Annotated in this window: 14 protein-coding genes and 1 tRNA gene; 5 read left to right on the top strand and 10 right to left on the bottom strand. The window is 40.8% G+C overall.

What is annotated here, in order from left to right:
* Window positions 1–7 precede the first annotated feature (7 nt).
* From CWC04_RS18420 to CWC04_RS18410, 3 genes are all read left to right on the top strand, one after another.
* A tRNA-Asp gene (locus CWC04_RS18420) sits at window positions 8–84 on the top strand.
* A gap of 466 nt (window positions 85–550) precedes the next feature.
* Entirely contained in the window at window positions 551–1141 is a 591-nt protein-coding gene (locus CWC04_RS18415; protein WP_138686112.1) for an ABC transporter ATP-binding protein, read from the top strand.
* Entirely contained in the window at window positions 1138–2250 is a 1113-nt protein-coding gene (locus CWC04_RS18410; protein WP_138686111.1) for a DUF6136 family protein, read from the top strand. Before CWC04_RS18415 ends, CWC04_RS18410 begins: the two co-directional genes overlap by 4 nt.
* Window positions 2251–2254: 4 nt before the next feature.
* On the opposite strand, the gene fadE is transcribed toward CWC04_RS18410, so the two are convergent.
* Complete coding sequence (gene fadE, locus CWC04_RS18405) at window positions 2255–4711, bottom strand: acyl-CoA dehydrogenase FadE (protein WP_138686110.1); 2457 nt, start codon at window positions 4709–4711, stop codon at window positions 2255–2257.
* A gap of 297 nt (window positions 4712–5008) precedes the next feature.
* On the opposite strand from fadE, the gene CWC04_RS18400 reads away from it, so the two are divergent.
* The gene (locus tag CWC04_RS18400; RefSeq protein ID WP_004587229.1) at window positions 5009–5773 is read left to right on the top strand and encodes a class II glutamine amidotransferase; all 765 of its coding nucleotides are present in this window, start codon (window positions 5009–5011) and stop codon (window positions 5771–5773) included.
* Between the two features lie 72 nt (window positions 5774–5845).
* On the opposite strand, the gene CWC04_RS18395 is transcribed toward CWC04_RS18400, so the two are convergent.
* From CWC04_RS18395 to cmoA, 5 genes are all read right to left on the bottom strand, one after another.
* The gene (locus CWC04_RS18395) at window positions 5846–6583 is read right to left on the bottom strand and encodes a DUF3108 domain-containing protein (protein WP_029772580.1); all 738 of its coding nucleotides are present in this window, start codon (window positions 6581–6583) and stop codon (window positions 5846–5848) included.
* 16 nt (window positions 6584–6599) lie between these two features.
* Complete coding sequence (purN, locus tag CWC04_RS18390) at window positions 6600–7247, bottom strand: phosphoribosylglycinamide formyltransferase (RefSeq protein ID WP_138686109.1); 648 nt, start codon at window positions 7245–7247, stop codon at window positions 6600–6602.
* Entirely contained in the window at window positions 7247–8299 is a 1053-nt protein-coding gene (purM, locus tag CWC04_RS18385) for a phosphoribosylformylglycinamidine cyclo-ligase (protein ID WP_029772582.1), read from the bottom strand. Before purM ends, purN begins: the two co-directional genes overlap by 1 nt.
* A 180-nt stretch (window positions 8300–8479) precedes the next feature.
* Entirely contained in the window at window positions 8480–9448 is a 969-nt protein-coding gene (gene cmoB, locus CWC04_RS18380) for a tRNA 5-methoxyuridine(34)/uridine 5-oxyacetic acid(34) synthase CmoB (protein WP_054982276.1), read from the bottom strand.
* Window positions 9449–9460: 12 nt separating this feature from the next.
* Window positions 9461–10186: a carboxy-S-adenosyl-L-methionine synthase CmoA gene (gene cmoA, locus CWC04_RS18375; RefSeq protein ID WP_004588942.1), complete on the bottom strand. Its 726-nt coding sequence runs from the start codon at window positions 10184–10186 to the stop codon at window positions 9461–9463.
* A gap of 116 nt (window positions 10187–10302) precedes the next feature.
* Here cmoA and CWC04_RS18370 point away from each other — a divergent pair, with 116 nt between their 5' ends.
* Entirely contained in the window at window positions 10303–10992 is a 690-nt protein-coding gene (locus tag CWC04_RS18370) for a DUF3334 family protein (RefSeq protein WP_004588943.1), read from the top strand.
* Window positions 10993–11127: 135 nt separating this feature from the next.
* Here the strand turns inward: CWC04_RS18370 and CWC04_RS18365 are convergent, their stop codons facing one another.
* The 4 genes from CWC04_RS18365 to CWC04_RS18350 all read right to left on the bottom strand — a co-directional run bounded on the left by CWC04_RS18365 (window position 11128) and on the right by CWC04_RS18350 (window position 16119).
* Window positions 11128–11805 (bottom strand): response regulator, encoded by a 678-nt coding sequence (locus tag CWC04_RS18365; protein ID WP_138686108.1) that lies wholly within the window; start codon window positions 11803–11805, stop codon window positions 11128–11130.
* A 4-nt stretch (window positions 11806–11809) separates the two neighbouring features.
* Complete coding sequence (locus CWC04_RS18360; protein WP_138686107.1) at window positions 11810–13273, bottom strand: ATP-binding protein; 1464 nt, start codon at window positions 13271–13273, stop codon at window positions 11810–11812.
* 118 nt (window positions 13274–13391) lie between these two features.
* Window positions 13392–13898: a hypothetical protein gene (locus CWC04_RS18355; RefSeq protein WP_138686106.1), complete on the bottom strand. Its 507-nt coding sequence runs from the start codon at window positions 13896–13898 to the stop codon at window positions 13392–13394.
* 37 nt (window positions 13899–13935) lie between these two features.
* The gene (locus CWC04_RS18350) at window positions 13936–16119 is read right to left on the bottom strand and encodes a YbhB/YbcL family Raf kinase inhibitor-like protein (RefSeq protein ID WP_171038599.1); all 2184 of its coding nucleotides are present in this window, start codon (window positions 16117–16119) and stop codon (window positions 13936–13938) included.
* Between the last annotated feature and the right edge of the window lie 183 nt (window positions 16120–16302).

The following is a 16302-nucleotide window of genomic DNA, read 5'->3' as shown; positions in this document are numbered from 1 at the left end:
CCTCTGCGGAGTGGTAGTTCAGTTGGTTAGAATACCGGCCTGTCACGCCGGGGGTCGCGGGTTCGAGTCCCGTCCACTCCGCCACTTGTTATTTCCTCAATAGCAAGCAATAAATAATTTCCTTATTAACTAATCCAAATATAATTTTTTATCAGCTATCAGCTATCAGCTATCAGCTATCAGTCATAATTTACACGTAAACCGTAGTAGATTTGAATTAAAAACTCATAGCTTAATTTTTAGTTTAGTTCATAGCTTTACGTGTTATCAGAATTCAAATTGTCCTTTAAAGTAGTTTATATGGCTTGAGGCTAAGTCATAGCGCCGCAGATGTAAAAAGCTTATCTTTATAGTGAAGTGTTAGAGAGGAACGCTGTTGATGTCACAAGCTTTTTCAGAGCTTCTGATACTGTTTCACTTTGCTAAAAGATTTATCGCTATTAGAAAGCGACGTTACTTTCCCGTTAGTGTTGTTTTAAAGCTGTGGTGATGGGTTTTGTTTCTCATAAAAGTTTATTTATAATATCACGCTTACTTATAGGGATATTTTATGATTGAAGTGATTGGCTTAAATAAGCAGTTTGTTACCAACGTGGTTTATCGTGATTACAATAAAGTGTTTAGCAGCCAAAAAGTGTGCATCGAAGCACCTAATGGCCAAGGGAAAACAACTCTATTGATGATATTAGCGGGGCTTGAAACTTACGAAAGTGGTGAGCTTTTGTTTTCTGGAAACGCATTAACCGAACCACATAAGCAAGTTGCTATAGCCTCTGACAGTATTGCTTTACCCGACTTTTTAACAGCAAAGCAAATAATTAACTTATCCTCAAATACATTTGGCTGTTGTTGGCCAACAGCTATAGTCGATGGGTTTAATTTTAATGAATTTCTAAATACACGCTTTGACGCTCTATCATCAGGGAACCAAAAGAAGTGTCAGTTAATTTTAGCGCTTATGCGTGATGCACCGTATTTACTGTTAGATGAACCCAGTGCAGCGCTTGATCAAGCGAGTATTGAGTATTTACTAATTTTACTTGATGAATATTTAGTAAATAAGCCACAAGGTCAAATAATTATCACCTGTCACGAGCCCGAGCCTTTTTTACTGCATGGCTTTGAGTGTACGCCTTTATGATTGCAAATTTAAAACAATCAATTGGCCAATACCGCTCTTTTATGGATTATCGTTTTCTGGCATACAAGACTGAACTTACACAATTATTATTACAACTGAAAAGCTTTGGGGTGTTATTTTTAGTGGTGTTAGGCTCGTCAGTGTTGGGTTTGATATTGCTACTTTTTTTAGGGCTTGGAAAAATTATTGATAGTAGTGATGCACCTCAATATGGTGCGAAAATGGCTTGGCTGTATTTGTTGCTACAAAGTGTAATGTTAAGAGTAATGAAGTCTGCAATAAAAAACTCAGCCCAACGAGCGTTTCAACAGACATTGGTTAAGCGGTATTGGCTTGGTTTGGTGGATATAAAGCTTTTGCTGTTAAGTAATGGCTGGTTGATTGCAAGCCTTGTTATCGCGGTTGACCTGAGCATAGACCAGTGGCTTAGGGTGCCGCATTTTTTGGTGTTTTTACTATTACAATTTATCCTCGGCATTTTATGCATATACAAGCCAATAGCGCTTGTTTATGGATTTTTGTTATCTGCAATGTGGCTAATGTTACCGTTTGATGTAAGTCCACTGATTTATCAGTGTGGCTTTGTGCTGTTATTTGCCTTAAGCACCTTAATGGCACCTTTTAATTTTGCAGCTAAGTTAGAGCTAAGCTCACTTACAGGCTTTTGGCTAATGTTTTTTATACACAACAGCTGGGCTTTGATTTGGCGAGGTGCTTTATTGTTGTGCGTATTTATGGCATTTGAGGTACTACTACAAGAGCGCGCTAATTTAGCTGATATATTTAGTATTTTGTCACTAGCTTTTGTGGTGTTGTTTAGTAGTTCATTACAATTTGATTGTAGTCATCTACATCAAAAATATAGTGTGTTTTTTAAAATGCAGAATAAGCAAACAGCATTTTTTATTGGCCAATTTGTTCCTAGTTTAATTGTGCTCTTACTTTCGCTTATTGTTTTTTTTGCTTTATTCAACCAAGCAAGTGGCTTGTTGCTATTAACTGGCATTATTTGGTGCGCACTCCAACAAGCTATCGTGCAAAAAAAACCAGCGCATTACGCGCTGGTTTGGATGATCACAACAGGCGGACTGTTGGCTGCGTTAACCTAACGGGTTAAGCTGCATCTGCTTTGCTGTCTTCACTTTTACGTGCGGCTTTGCCTGCTAATAAATCAGCTGGGTCAAAGTCATCAACGTTAATTACGTCTAAGCGGGCTTTTTCTACAGCGGCTAATTTATCAGCTTCTGCTTGGCTTAATATGCCAGCTTCAAGGCCCATTTGCGCTACTTTATCAAGTTGGAAGAATGGCAGTTTAAGGCCTTTTTCTTTACATACTCGTTCAAATAACGGCTCTACAGCCAGTACGTCTTTAAGTGTTTGCTCTTGACGGCCAACTAGGTTTAGTGGCTCATCTTTTAAGTAAACATAGCTTGCTAAACGGTTACGCGTTTCGCTAGGTACTTGAAGTAGTTGTGCTAGTTTATGCTCAAGTTTGTCGGTAGGTTTACGAACGGGGCGACCAAACGGGAATAACAATACTTTTAATACGCCACGTAATGGGGCAGACGGCATGTTATTGATTAAATCAGCAAGGGCACGTTGGCAGTGGTAAAGATGATCCTGACAGCTCCATTTTACTAGGGCTAAATCTTCTTGTTTACGGCCTTCGTCGTTATAGCGTTTAAGCGTTGCAGACACTAAATATAAGTAGCTTAGTAAGTCACCTAAACGTGCTGAAATGCGCTCTTTACGTTTAAGCGAGCCACCAAATACCGCCATGCTAATGTCAGACATAAGCGCAAGCGATGCACTAAAGCGTGATGCTATACGGTAAAACTCTGCGGTGTCGTCTTTGTACGGTACGCTAGTAAAACGTGCACCGGTAAGCGCAAGCCACTTAGTACGTACAAGGTTCGACATTGTAAAGCCAATGTGGCCCATTAGCGCTTTATCAAATACGTTAAGCGCTTCTTCGCGATCTTCAATTTCACAAGCACCAAGCTCGGTTAGTACAAATGGATGACAGCGAATTGCACCTTGACCATAAATAATCATATTACGGGTCAAGATGTTGGCACCTTCTACTGTTATAGCAATAGGGGCACCTTGATAGCCACGACCCAAATAGTTATTTGGACCAAGCATAATCCCTTTACCGCCAAGTACGTCCATTGCATGAATGGTCGACTCGCGCATTTGCTCGGTAAGGTGGTATTTAATAATAGCTGAAACAACCGATGGCTTTTCTCCTAAATCTACCGCACCGGTTGACATACTAACTGCTGCATCTGAGCTGTAAGCGTAACCTGCAAGTTTAGCCAGTGACTCTTCAACACCTTCCATTTTACCAATTGGTAAACGGAACTGACGACGAATACGGCTATATGCACCTGTTGCTACGGCAATTGTTTTAATGCCACCGGCAGAGTTTGACGGCAATGTAATTGCACGGCCAACCGATAAACATTCAACCAGCATGCGCCAGCCTTGGCCAGCCATTTCTGGGCCACCAATAATGTAATCAAGGGGTACAAAAATATCTTTACCGCGAGTCGGGCCATTTTGAAATGGTACGTTAAGCGGGAAGTGGCGACGACCAATTTCAACACCTGGCGTGTTAGTTGGAATAAGTGCACAGGTTATGCCTGGCTCTTTTTTGTCGCTTAGTAAACCATCTGGATCTTGTAGTTTAAAGGCAAGACCAAGTACTGTAGCCACTGGTGCAAGAGTAATGTAACGCTTGTTCCAGGTAAGGCTAATACCTACTACTTCTTCACCGTTCCATTGCCCTTTACACACTACACCGTAATCAGGAATTGAGCTTGCGTCAGAGCCTGCTTCTGGCGAGGTTAATGCAAAACATGGAATTTCTTGGCCTTGGGCTAAGCGCGGTAAATAATGATTTTTTTGATCTTCAGTACCGTAGTGCTGTAGCAACTCACCTGGGCCTAACGAGTTAGGTACACCTACAATTGACGATAGCAAGGTCGATTTACTGGTTAACTTTTGCAGAACACATGATTGTGCAAACGCAGAAAACTCTAAACCGCCGTATTCTTTTTTGATGATCATGGCAAAGAATTTATTATCTTTTAGATATTGCCATACATCTTGCGGTAAATCGGTAAGCTCGTGTGTTGCTTCCCAATCATCTAGCATGCTACATACTACTTCTACAGGGCCATCAATAAAGGCTTGCTCTTCAATAGTCAGCTTTGGTACTGGGTATTGGTGTAGCTTTTTCCAATCTGGGTTACCACAAAATAAATCAGCTTCCCACCACGTAGTACCGGCATCGATTGCTGACTTTTCAGTGTCAGACATGCTTGGCGTTACTTTTTTAAAGGTAGTAAAAATCGGCTTGATTATATATTGCTGACGAATGCCAGTAACAGAAAGAGGAACCGCGATGATCAAAAAGATCAACCAGCTAATTAAACCAAAAGCACCTGCGAAGGTACCAATTAATAATGTTGCGGCAGAAACACCAAGTGCTGTGTTCCAACTCGCTCTGTGGTAAACCGCGATGCTGAGCAGTGCGATTAAACCGAGTGTAAATATGAGTGTCATTGCTTATTCCTTAATAGAGGTCAGACCACCTCAGTTAGAGTAGCGCTAGTGAGCGTAAGTTTCAAGTACATTACAGCGTTAAATTAACGACAAACTAGCCATTATGCTTATCATTATTCCCTTTATAAGGAACAAGCATGCACCACTGCTGTGTTTAATTCAATCACAGCGATTATTTAAGCGCTAAAAATCAGTAAATCAGCTAGCCAAAAAAGTTTTTTTAAGTAAGTATGTCTGTTGTAGCGCATAGCAAAGTACAGCGCTATTTATACGTATTTTTTAAGGGTTAGTTTATTAATGTGTGAATTACTTGGCATGTCAGCCAACGTACCTACGGATATTTGTTTTAGTTTTTCAGGTCTATTAGAGCGCGGTGGTAATACCGGCCCGCATAAAGATGGCTGGGGTATTACGTTTTACGAGGGTAAAGGGTGTAGAACCTTTAAAGATCCTGAGCCAAGCTATCAATCAGAAATCGCCAAGCTAGTAAAAGCCTACCCCATTAAAAGCGTGTCGGTAATTAGCCATATTCGCCAAGGCAACCGTGGCCGAGTGTGCCTTGAAAATACCCATCCGTTTACCCGTGAGCTTTGGGGACGCGAAATTACCTATGCACATAATGGCCAGTTATCTAACTATCACGATTTAAAACCCCAATATTATCGCCCAGTGGGTAACACCGACAGTGAGCTGGCGTTTTGTTGGTTGCTAGATAAAATTCGTGAAAAATACCCAAAACGCCCCTCTAATATGGCCTCTGTATTTAGATATGCGGCTAAGCTTTCGCATACGCTACGTGAAAAGGGCGTATTTAATATGTTATTGACCGATGGCGTATTTGTATTGGCGTACTGCACGAATAACTTACACTACATAACGCGCCGTGCGCCATTTGGTAAAGCAACGTTAATTGATGCCGATATGGTGGTTGATTTTAACGAAGAAACCACCCCAAACGATGTAGTAACAGTAATAGCTACACGGCCATTAACCAACGACGAACGCTGGCAAAAAATGCAGCCAGGGGAGTTTGCGTTATTTAAAATGGGCGAACTAATTTAGTTAAATAGCCTAAAAGCAAACACAAAAAAACGCGATATAAAATCGCGTTTTTTGTGTTTGCTATCACCGTGTTTACGGCGCTTCTGATCTTACTTCGCTGCTCTCACTTACTGGAGTAGAAACAGGCTGGGTAACGGTAAATGAATTCATTTGTACTTCAAACTGCTCCATGCCTTTTTCGCCTTTCCACATACGTACTAGCATGTAGTCCATTTCTGGTGCAAACCAGGCAAGGGCTTGGCGTTTATCGTTATCGTATAAACGTTTTACTTTTATAGCTTCTACGTTACCAATTGGCAGCGAAATCATTTCTTTGCCAACCACTTCAAAGTTGTAGTCGCGGCGATTGCCTTTTTTATCAATAAGCGGAAACGAAAAATAAGTTTCGCCTTTTTTTAAGCCTTCGCGTACTTGTACTTGATACGAAATAGCATCTTGAAATTCGTCAGTCCATTCGCACTTTAGCGGGTATTCACTAGTGCTGCTGGTGACCACTTTATTTTGTGTATCAAAGTCTATTTTATAATCTTTATCTGGGCCGGTGCCGGTACGCACCATATTGTAATGATGAGGAGTGACTTTGTTATCTAAAAAAGTAAATACAGAGGTTTCTTCTCGCTTGTCAGAGAAAATCATCCACTCAATATTGCTGTGATAAGTAAGTTGATACGTTTGCTCGCCAACTTTTTTAAGTTCGCGTACTGCCTCGCCATGATTTTTACCTTTGCGTAAAATATCGTAGCTGGCTTGATACTCTGTTAGTTCGCCTGCAATTAGGCTAGTAGGAAGTAAAGCGCCCACACATAACAGCAGGGCACTTATTTTTTTATTGTGGGTAGTGCGCGCCGTGTGCAGGAAGTTGTTTTTCGTCAAGAACTGCATAATCTGCTTCCATAGTAAGTCTGTGTTCACTGAACCACTTGACCACCAAAGGATAAATTATATGCTCTTGTTCGTGCACGCGTTTAGCTAATGTTTCTGCTGTATCATCCTTGAGTACAGGTATTTGCGCCTGAAGAATAACGGGACCGCCGTCTAACTCTTCAGTTACAAAATGAACACTTACGCCATGAACATCGTCTTTTGCATCAATTGCTCTTTGGTGGGTATTCAGCCCCTGATACTTAGGCAACAAAGATGGATGAATGTTCAACATTTTTCCAACATATTTTTGCACTAAGCTAGGAGTAAGAATACGCATAAACCCAGCTAATACAACTAGATTTGGCATAAAAGAGTCAATAACGTTCATTAATTGCGCATCATAGGCCTCGCGCGAGTCAAAATTTTTGTGACTGAGCACTTTTGTAGCAATACCTGCTTGTTTTGCACGCTCAAGGCCGTAAGCGTCTGCTTTGTTACTTATAACAGCCGCTATGTGTCCGTTTATTTCGCCGCGCTCGCAGGCATCAATAATGGCTTGTAAATTAGAACCACTACCCGATATTAATACCACTAAGCGAATGGGTGACATTACTTAGCACCACCTACAATTTCTACTTGCTCTTCGCCGGCAACAGCATCTTGAATTTCACCAAGGTGCCATGCGTTTTCGCCAAGCTCTTTTAAAATGCTTAAGCTTTGCTCTAGCGCATCGCCTGGTACTACTAATACCATGCCTACACCACAGTTAAATGTACGGTACATTTCGTGTGTAGTAATATTGCCGTTTTCTTGTAACCAGTTAAAAACGGTTGGCCACTGCCAGCTATCGCCTTTAACTACTGCTTTTGCAGAATCAGGTAATACACGCGGAATGTTTTCCCAAAAGCCGCCGCCAGTAATATGCGATAGGGCATGCACGTCTACTTGCTTAAATAATTCAAGTAAAGGTTTAACGTAAATACGGGTTGGCTCTAGTAAGTGCTCGCCTAGTGTTTTGCCGTCAATAACTTGATTCGTATCGGCGTTTGATACTTCAAGCACTTTACGAATTAAAGAAAAGCCGTTTGAGTGCGGACCGCTAGAGGCAAGGGCAATAAGTTGATCGCCGGCTGCTACTTTTGTGCCATCAATAATTTTAGATTTTTCTACTACACCGGTACAAAAACCAGCCATGTCGTAGTCTTCACCATCGTACATACCTGGCATTTCAGCTGTTTCGCCGCCAATCAGGGCACAGCCAGAAATCTCACAGCCTTTACCAATACCGGTTACTACATCGGCTGCTGTGTCTACATCTAGTTTACCTGTTGCATAGTAATCTAGAAAAAACAGGGGTTCAGCGCCTTGTACTATTAAATCGTTTACACACATTGCAACTAAATCAATACCTACAGTGTCGTGTTTTTTTAAGTCGATAGCTAAACGTAGTTTAGTACCTACACCGTCAGTACCTGCTACTAGTACTGGCTGTTTGTAACCTTCTGGAATTTCGCAAAGAGCGCCAAAACCACCAATTCCGCCCATTACTTCTGGACGACGCGTTTTTTTAACTACGCCTTTAATACGCTCAACAAGTGCATTACCAGCGTCGATATCTACGCCCGCGTCTTTATAGCTTAATGACTGTTTTTGTTCGCTCACAGGTTTTCCTCAAATAATTGCTTGGGGTTGCTTTTCGATAGCTTAGAAACGCGCGTATTTTACAACAATTGCAACTGCGCGGCTAGCTCAAATATAGTTTTGAAATAATTAACAAGGACACTTGTCCGCTATTAGTTTGTTAATTGCACAAAAAAAGCACCCTGGGTGCTTTTAAGTTATTTATGCTTTGGCAGTTAGTATTGCTCTAAGTGGAGCAGGGTAACCTTCAATGGTTTTACTGGTATCGTTTGGGTCTAAAAAATCAACTAACGATTCGTTTTCCATCCAGTCGGTCCTGCGTTGCTCATCAAGCGTGGTAATTGCGCAATCTTTTATTTGCACATCTTTAAAGCCAACGCGCTCCATCCACAGTTTTAGTGCAGCAGTACTTGGAATAAACCAAACGTTGCGCATTTTTGCGTAGCGGTCGGTAGGTACCAGTACGGTGTTTTCATCGCCTTCAATTACTAACGTTTCTAGTACGAGTTCGCCACCTGGACGAAGCTGCGCTTTTAACTGCGCTAAAAAATCGATAGGCGAGCGGCGGTGATACAGCACCCCCATAGAAAACACCGTATCAAACGCTTTAAGCTCGGGTAGTGCCTCTACACCTAATGGTAATAAATGCACGTTTTCATCTGGGTTGTAATGTTTAATGGCCTGAAACTGACACAAAAATAAATCAGAAGGGTCAATACCTACTACAAATTCAGCGCCTTCACCGCGCATACGCCACAAGTGATAGCCAGAGCCACAGCCTATATCTAATACTGTGCGGCCTTTTAAAGGCTCAATATGAGGAAGCAGGCGATCCCACTTCCAATCGCTGCGCCACTCTGTGTTTATTTCAATACCGTGTACAGTAAAAGGGCCTTTGCGCCATGGCATCATGCGTTTTAATAAATGCGTGGCTTGTTTTTGCTCGCCTTCGCTCATCTCCCCCGGTGCGCCAATTTCTACTTTAGTGGCGATATCAACGTGGGTTGTTTTTACTTCTGGCAAATTTTTAAGTACTTTTTGCCATTTTGGTAAATCGCCATGGCTTGCCTCGTTTTGCCAATGCTTTAATTGAGCGGGCAGGGTTTCTAGCCAGTGGCTAAGCGGGCTTTGTGCAATTGCTGCGTAAAATTGGTTAAACCATTGAGACATAAGTCACTCTCTTTATTTAATTGCTACCATTGAGCAAAAATTAAAACATTGATACCACACCTGCGTTTGGCTAAAACCAATGTCGCTTAAACGATTAAAGTGAGTGCTTAGCGTATCGGGGCGCATCACGTTTTCAATGGCAGTACGTTTTTGGCTTATTTCAAGCTCTGAGTAGCCATTGTGGCGTTTAAAGTCGTGGTGCAAATCAATTAATAAATTATCGCACTGCTCGTTTTCGGCTTTAATTTTTTCGCTAAGGAGCAGTACGCCACCGGGTTTTAAGTTAGCGTAAATTTTTTCAAGCACGGCTTGGCGCTGTAAAGGCGGAATAAATTGCAAGGTAAAATTCATGGCCACTACCGACGCATTTTGAATCTCAAGCTCGTTAATATCGCCTAAAGTTACTGTAACAGGCACGTCTGACTTAAAGCCTTGTAAATGAACCTTACAACGCTCAACCATAGCTTGTGAGTTATCTACAGCAATAATGTGGCAGTTATCGGTGCGAATATTACGGCGCATACTTAGGGTAACCGCACCAAGCGAGCAGCCTAAATCGTAAAGGTTTGAATTACTTTGCGCATATTCACCAGCCAATTTACCCATAGTGCTTACAATGGTGGCATACCCAGGCACAGAGCGCTGGATCATATCCGGAAAAACCTCAACCACATTTTGGTCAAAGCTAAAATCTTTTACTTGTTGCTCAGAGGCGTAAATACTGTCTTTTATACTCACTAAGGCAGTCTCTTTAAAAATAATGGCACTATTTTAACATTTTATACTGGATAGTCAGTGATAAATTCAGTAGCTTGGCTAGAATTATGAATAATAAGTATAAAAGAGAACGTTAAATGAGCAAAAGTAAGGTAATTAGCACAGACGATATTTTAGCAACCCTATGTCATTCAGTGACGGGTGTTCTGTCATCAGCCAGCGGTAACGAAATTAGCTACTCAGCTATGGTGCAAAAAATAACGCGCACCTGTATGCGTCCAGACATTGGCTGTTTTGTATTATTTGATGGTGGCTTTACAGGGCTGGTAGTCACTAATTTTACAGCGCAAGCGGCAATGGAAATTTACGGCGATTACATGCGCAATATGGGCATGCCTGAAGAAGAAATTGCCCACAGTCATTTATCGGATGACGTTTCAAATGTAATGGGCGAGCTGATGAACCAAATTGTTGGTGACTTCACTTCTAAAGTGCGTGAGCAGTTACATACCTCTATTACGCAAAACCAGCCAAAAATGATGGCAATTAATAAACAAGTGCAAATATCGGTTGATACCACTATGGATCGTCCACAAGCACGCCGCGTAACCTTTACTACGCGCAACCAAAATATCTTTTACCTAGAGCTGGCAATGGATAAAACAGAGTTTATTAAACTACATGACTTTGACATTGTAGAAGCGATAGACCCTGATGACATTATCGAAAACGAAGCTAAGCAAAAGGCCGAAAAAGCAAAAGCTAAGTCAAAAGAAGCAGAACAAGATGATGCCGATGATGACTTTATGGCTGAGCTAGGGCTGTAATGTAGGTTGGGTTGAGCGAAGCGAAACCCAACGTGCTTTTGAGCTGTCAGTTTTAAGCTATCAGCAAAAAATTAGTTAAAAGCGCGACTAATATCGCGCTTTTTCGTCATGTTAGATTTATTTTAATCAGTAAACCTACTCTTTAAACTTATAACCCACACTATAAACCGCAGCTATTGGGTTTAGCCCTGTTTGAACGTCGTTAATCTTTTTTCGTATATTTTTAATATGTGTATCTATGTTGCGATCGGATATGTCGGTTGTATCGCTGTATACGTTATTAATAATATCTTCGCGGGTGAAAACACGACCTACGTGGCTTATAAATAATAAAAATATTTTAAACTCGACGGCGGTAAAGCCAATGCTTTCTCCGTTTAAGCGCGCTTCGTAATCGTCTTTGTATAATTGAAAATTATTATGATTGATAATATTTATTTTAGGCTGGCTGGTTCTTCTTAGTACGGCTTTTATGCGTGCTATAACTTCTTTGGGGCTGAAAGGTTTGCATATGTAGTCATCGGCGCCGATCTCTAAACCCAGTAAGCGGTCTATTTCTTCACTTTTTGCGGTAAGCATAATAATTGGTACACTTGAAAAGGCTCTAATTTGCTTACATAGCTCAATGCCATCAACATCTGGCAGCATTAAATCAAGAAGTATTAAATCTACTGCGTTTTGTTTTACAAAACTAACCACACCTTTGCCACTATTAAAGTGCTCAGTTACGTAATCTTGTTGCTTAGCATAGGCAATAAGTACCTCTGCAATGTTTTCTTCGTCTTCAACAATAAGTATTTTTTGTGATGTCATTATTTTAACCTAAAAGTCTCAGCGTTATTTTTACCTCTAACCCACCAAGTGGCGAGTTGTGCAACGATATTTGACCGCCATGTGCCTCTACTATTTGTTTGCAAAGCGCAAGTCCTAAGCCCGAGCCGCCGTGCTCTCGGCTTCGAGATTTTTCAACCCGATAAAAACGCTCAAACAACTTTTGTAAGTCGTTTGGTAAAACACCTGGGGCTGAGTCTTGTAAAATAAGCTCAATGTTATTAGGAGTTTTGTTGGCAAGTATTATTACTTGCCCACCTTTATGCGTGTATCTACAGGTATTTTCTAATAGGTTTGAAAATAATTGTACAAGGCGTTCTTTATCGCCATTTATTATACATTTGCCGGCTTTGGTTAAGCTTTTGCTGTCTACATTTAATTCACGCTCTTTAAAGCGAGCGGTGTAGTTTTCAATTGATTGCATAAAAATGTTTATCAAATCAATATGTGCATTGTTATAGGTTAAATTAACGCTATCTGTTTGTGCTAGTTGAGCTAGGTCGTCAACAATGTGACTTAAGTTATCTACTTGGTTTATGAGTAAATTAATACGCTTTGTGTCGGCTGTAAATACGCCATCTTGTATGGCTAGTAAATGCGAGCGTAGTACGGTAAGTGGGGTTCTTAATTCATGGGATGTGTCTGACACCCATTGAAATCGCATTTGTTGGTTTTGCTCAAGCGTGTGGGCTAAGGTGTTAAAGTTGTTGGATAGGGTACCTAGCTCATCTTTACTAGAGGGGATGATTCTGCTGGCAAAATTTCCTTTTGTTAACTCATCGGTGCCAGTCACTATTTTTTTTATTGGTTTTATTAAATGGCGAGATAACACAATAGCCATAATAAATGCGAGCGTAATAACGAGTAACGTGATCATAAAGTAGTTATGAAATTGCGTTGCTAAAAACGCTTTTGCCGGACTACTTTGCACAAGTTTTGAAGGTACTAAACCTATCCAGCCTATAACGTTATTGTTTAATAAAATAGGCTCTATATGTGGGTGGTCGTTTAAATTAGCTCTGCCAACAACAACCTTTTTATTTTGATCATATAAACTTATACGTTGTCCTGTTTTAAGGGAGTCTGCAGGTAAGTGTATCCACAATAAAGAGGGAGTTGCTTTACTGCTATTTGGTTTGGGTGGGGAGCTTGTGTGTTTATTAGTTTTAGGCTCGCCTGGCTTTTTTTGCGGCTCTACAATAGAGCGCCATAATTGCGTGTTTTGCTTAATGGCTTGCCAACTGCCTAATTCGTTATATAAATTAACAAGTTGATGCTTAACCATTGCTACATGCTTTGTTTCTTCTTGTTCAACAAATTTGTTAAACCCTGACGAAAAGGTCATGTATATAAACACAAACATGAGCCCAACAAGGGCGATATTAGTGATAAAAAAAGCTAAAAAGAATTTATGTATTAATTTCACTGATTTGCAAATAGTAAAGATCATCACATTAACGTACTGAGCAGTATTGCATATTGATTATGTGCCTACAATTAGCGTATTTTGGGAGTTGCTTACTAAAATCCTTTTTAAGTAAGCTTTTTAGGTATGTTGATTTTATGGATTAGAGCTTTATTTTTGCGGTATCGCCAGCACTCAGTAACTTATATTGTGGTTTTACAAAGCTTGCGTGTACTGCGCCTAAACTTTTAGGGAACGATATAGCAAGCTCATCCACTGTTGAAAATGTGTGCTTCGCTTGAAAAACAATTTCTAGGTCGTGCGCTTCGTTGTTGCTGGTGGTAAAAGCGACGCGTTCAAACACGATAACTTGCTGATTTACACGTAAGCTCGTTTTTTGTTTAAGTGCATTTTTTACAAACTCTTCTTGTTGCTCTGTACTTAAATTTGTAGGCATAAGCTTATCAATATCGCCCATAAGCCATGCTTGCTCGCTTTGCAGCATTGAAATTAAATGCTCAGCATTAGTTAATACTTTAACCTCAACTTGCCCGTCTCTCAAAATTACTTGGGCTGTTGTGTTTTTCAATACATGGGCGCTCACTTGAGCGATCGTACTTGTTAAAATACACGCTAGCATTAGCCATTTAAATTTTTTTAAAAAATACATAATTACTGCCTTTTATTGAAGCGGTTGACCTTTTTGTTTATTGAGGTTGCTCAATTGTTGCTTTGCAAATAAGGGTGTTGTCGGTTTCTAAGTCTTCGCCCCATATGAATTTTGCGTTTTCATTCCAGTTAATATCGTCGTAACCGTCTTTTGGCCCTACATCGGCAAAGTTGTGCTCTACTGCATTAGCCCAATGCGTATCGTCAAAGTTACTTTGCAGCCAGTTAGTGGGCGCTTCTTTTGACATAAATGTACAAGCGCCTTCGCCCGCAACTGGGGTTGTTTCGCTTTCGCATGATTTGTTAAGCGGCGCTTTGTGAAGTATTTCGCATTTAAAGCTTTTACTGCTTACCGCAACTACTTTATTTGTATCGGTGTCGGTAAGTTGCATAATAAAACCGCCATCACCCATTTGCTGATTTTTAGCACCGATGTATTCAAGCCCAGTGTCGTTTTGCTTAAAGTCTTTAATTATTAAATTAAGCTCAATAGGGTAGTTTGCAGAAAACGTAATGCTTTCGGCATTAAATGAACGCTCTGTGGTTATGGGCACAGAATCTTCAACAAGTAACTGCTCGCCTATGTAAGCTGTAAACCAGTTATCAGCCCATGCTTCTAGCTTTAAGTTATGCTTGCCTGTAATGGCAGGATTTGTATTTTGCTTAGTGACTGTAGGAGTAAGGTGATTTGGTTGCGGGCCTCTACAAAATGTACCTGTTTGAACCTTGCCACGATTACTGATAGTTTTTTGTTTAAAGCTATAGCAGTCTTTTCCCTGTGATGCAGGGCTGTAGGTTGTAAAGTAGTTTTCACCTTTGTATGAATAGCTCATTGTACGACTGCCGTTTTCAGAGATTGTGTGCGTTAGATTTTCAACGCCTCCTTGTGGCGGGCGCAGGTCGGCTCTTATGCCTTGAGTATCGCCACTAAGTGGTGACACTCTTGGTAATTTAGCTGTATCTACTTCACCTACTAAGCACTGAATAATATATGGCGGCGTAGCTGAAGTTTGATAGCGATAGCCAAATGTGTCGTCGGTTTGTCCGTTACATACATCAAGGTCACCTTTGGCAATTGAACTGCCATCTGGATTTTTACTGCCATACAGCGGGTAACCATCATAAGCCCAGCCAATAATGGCATCGCTTGATTGGTTTTTCATTGTGTCAATCATACACGTTGGCGATACATGATAATGGTAGTCATCACCCCGTCCTGCGTGTCCGCCACATATATCTAACTGTCCGAGTGCTAACGTGTCGTGTTTTTCATCGTAGCTATTTACGTCCAGTTCACCTTGCGAAGAATAGTCGTATATTGGTACGCCATTAACAGCAACACCTACGGCTGCATCAATTGTTGTTATTGTCTTTGCTTTTTTTGGGTTTAGCTTTATAGGTGCAGCGTAGCCTTTAGCTGGAACGGGTATTTGCTCGTTAGTACCTGTAATACCAGTCATTACTTCATGATCAGGATAAGTAGATGAGACAATATAAGCATATTGTTCATCGCACGTAACAGATACGCTTTTATCAAACCCTGCATTACTCACTGATTGTTTAATAGCATCGCAACGAGGTGATTTTACGTTAGCGGTTAAATATGATTTATCAGGCTTTGGTTGCTCATTTGGTTTTGGTCTTGTATTAGGTTTGTGCTCGGCGCTACTGGCGCTTCGCGAGTATTTAACCGTCATACTTGCAGTATCGAGCGTAATATCTTTTACAGCAGCGAGTAATGCTGAGCGATCTACTTTTGTATCGCTATTAAAGGTAACCGGTGCAGATAACGCGTAAACAGTATAAGTATAGCTTTTTTCACCCGGACCTTTAGAGCAAGGCGGCGCGTATTGGTTTAAATCGTTTACGCTATTAGAGCCTACTTCACCGAGGGTTTCGCCCGCTTTAATTTGTGTTTTATCGGCGGAAATGTTGTACATGGTCCAATACCAATGCATTCCCTCTGGCGCTTTATGATCCATAATTAATGCATAATATTTGGTTGCCTTAGGTGCACCACTCCAGTTAAGTGGGGGGCTAATGCTTTGCCCATCGCACGTATAAGTAATAGGCAAATTACCGCCATCACTTACTTTTGAGCTGGTTAGAGTAAAATCATTGAGGTTTGATTGCTCAAGCGATTGGCTGTTTTGCTTGTTGCAGGCACTTAAGGTTAAGCAGCACAGTGCACTGAGGAAAAAGGCATGGGTATTTTTTATCATTTAAAAACTCCAAAGATTAAATTAACTCTTAGGAGTGTAGTTCTCAAATGTAGGGCAATTATGTAGTTTTAAATGTTTTTGTTTTTATTGAGCCAAAAGGCGTTAAGTTGTCAACTGCTTACGGGGATAAAAGAATGGGTATGGGCGCTTGGTTATGGAAGGATATAATAACTTAAGCATGGG

The organism is Pseudoalteromonas sp. S2893 (assembly GCF_005887105.1).
Lineage (GTDB): Bacteria > Pseudomonadota > Gammaproteobacteria > Enterobacterales > Alteromonadaceae > Pseudoalteromonas > Pseudoalteromonas atlantica.
The sequence above is the reverse complement of the archived record's forward strand: the minus strand, read 5'-3'. Positions and strand labels throughout refer to the sequence as shown.

What these genes read in the sequence shown, in the direction of transcription:
- CWC04_RS18415 (WP_138686112.1), top strand. Translation starts at nt 551, where the DNA reads ATGATTGAAGTGATTGGCTTAAATAAGCAGTTTGTTACCAACGTGGTT.
- CWC04_RS18410 (WP_138686111.1), top strand. Translation starts at nt 1,138, where the DNA reads ATGATTGCAAATTTAAAACAATCAATTGGCCAATACCGCTCTTTTATG.
- fadE (WP_138686110.1), bottom strand. Translation starts at nt 4,711, where the DNA reads ATGACACTCATATTTACACTCGGTTTAATCGCACTGCTCAGCATCGCG.
- CWC04_RS18400 (WP_004587229.1), top strand. Translation starts at nt 5,009, where the DNA reads ATGTGTGAATTACTTGGCATGTCAGCCAACGTACCTACGGATATTTGT.
- purN (WP_138686109.1), bottom strand. Translation starts at nt 7,247, where the DNA reads ATGTCACCCATTCGCTTAGTGGTATTAATATCGGGTAGTGGTTCTAAT.
- cmoB (WP_054982276.1), bottom strand. Translation starts at nt 9,448, where the DNA reads ATGTCTCAATGGTTTAACCAATTTTACGCAGCAATTGCACAAAGCCCG.
- CWC04_RS18370 (WP_004588943.1), top strand. Translation starts at nt 10,303, where the DNA reads ATGAGCAAAAGTAAGGTAATTAGCACAGACGATATTTTAGCAACCCTA.
- CWC04_RS18365 (WP_138686108.1), bottom strand. Translation starts at nt 11,805, where the DNA reads ATGACATCACAAAAAATACTTATTGTTGAAGACGAAGAAAACATTGCA.
- CWC04_RS18360 (WP_138686107.1), bottom strand. Translation starts at nt 13,273, where the DNA reads ATGATCTTTACTATTTGCAAATCAGTGAAATTAATACATAAATTCTTT.
- CWC04_RS18355 (WP_138686106.1), bottom strand. Translation starts at nt 13,898, where the DNA reads ATGTATTTTTTAAAAAAATTTAAATGGCTAATGCTAGCGTGTATTTTA.
- CWC04_RS18350 (WP_171038599.1), bottom strand. Translation starts at nt 16,119, where the DNA reads ATGATAAAAAATACCCATGCCTTTTTCCTCAGTGCACTGTGCTGCTTA.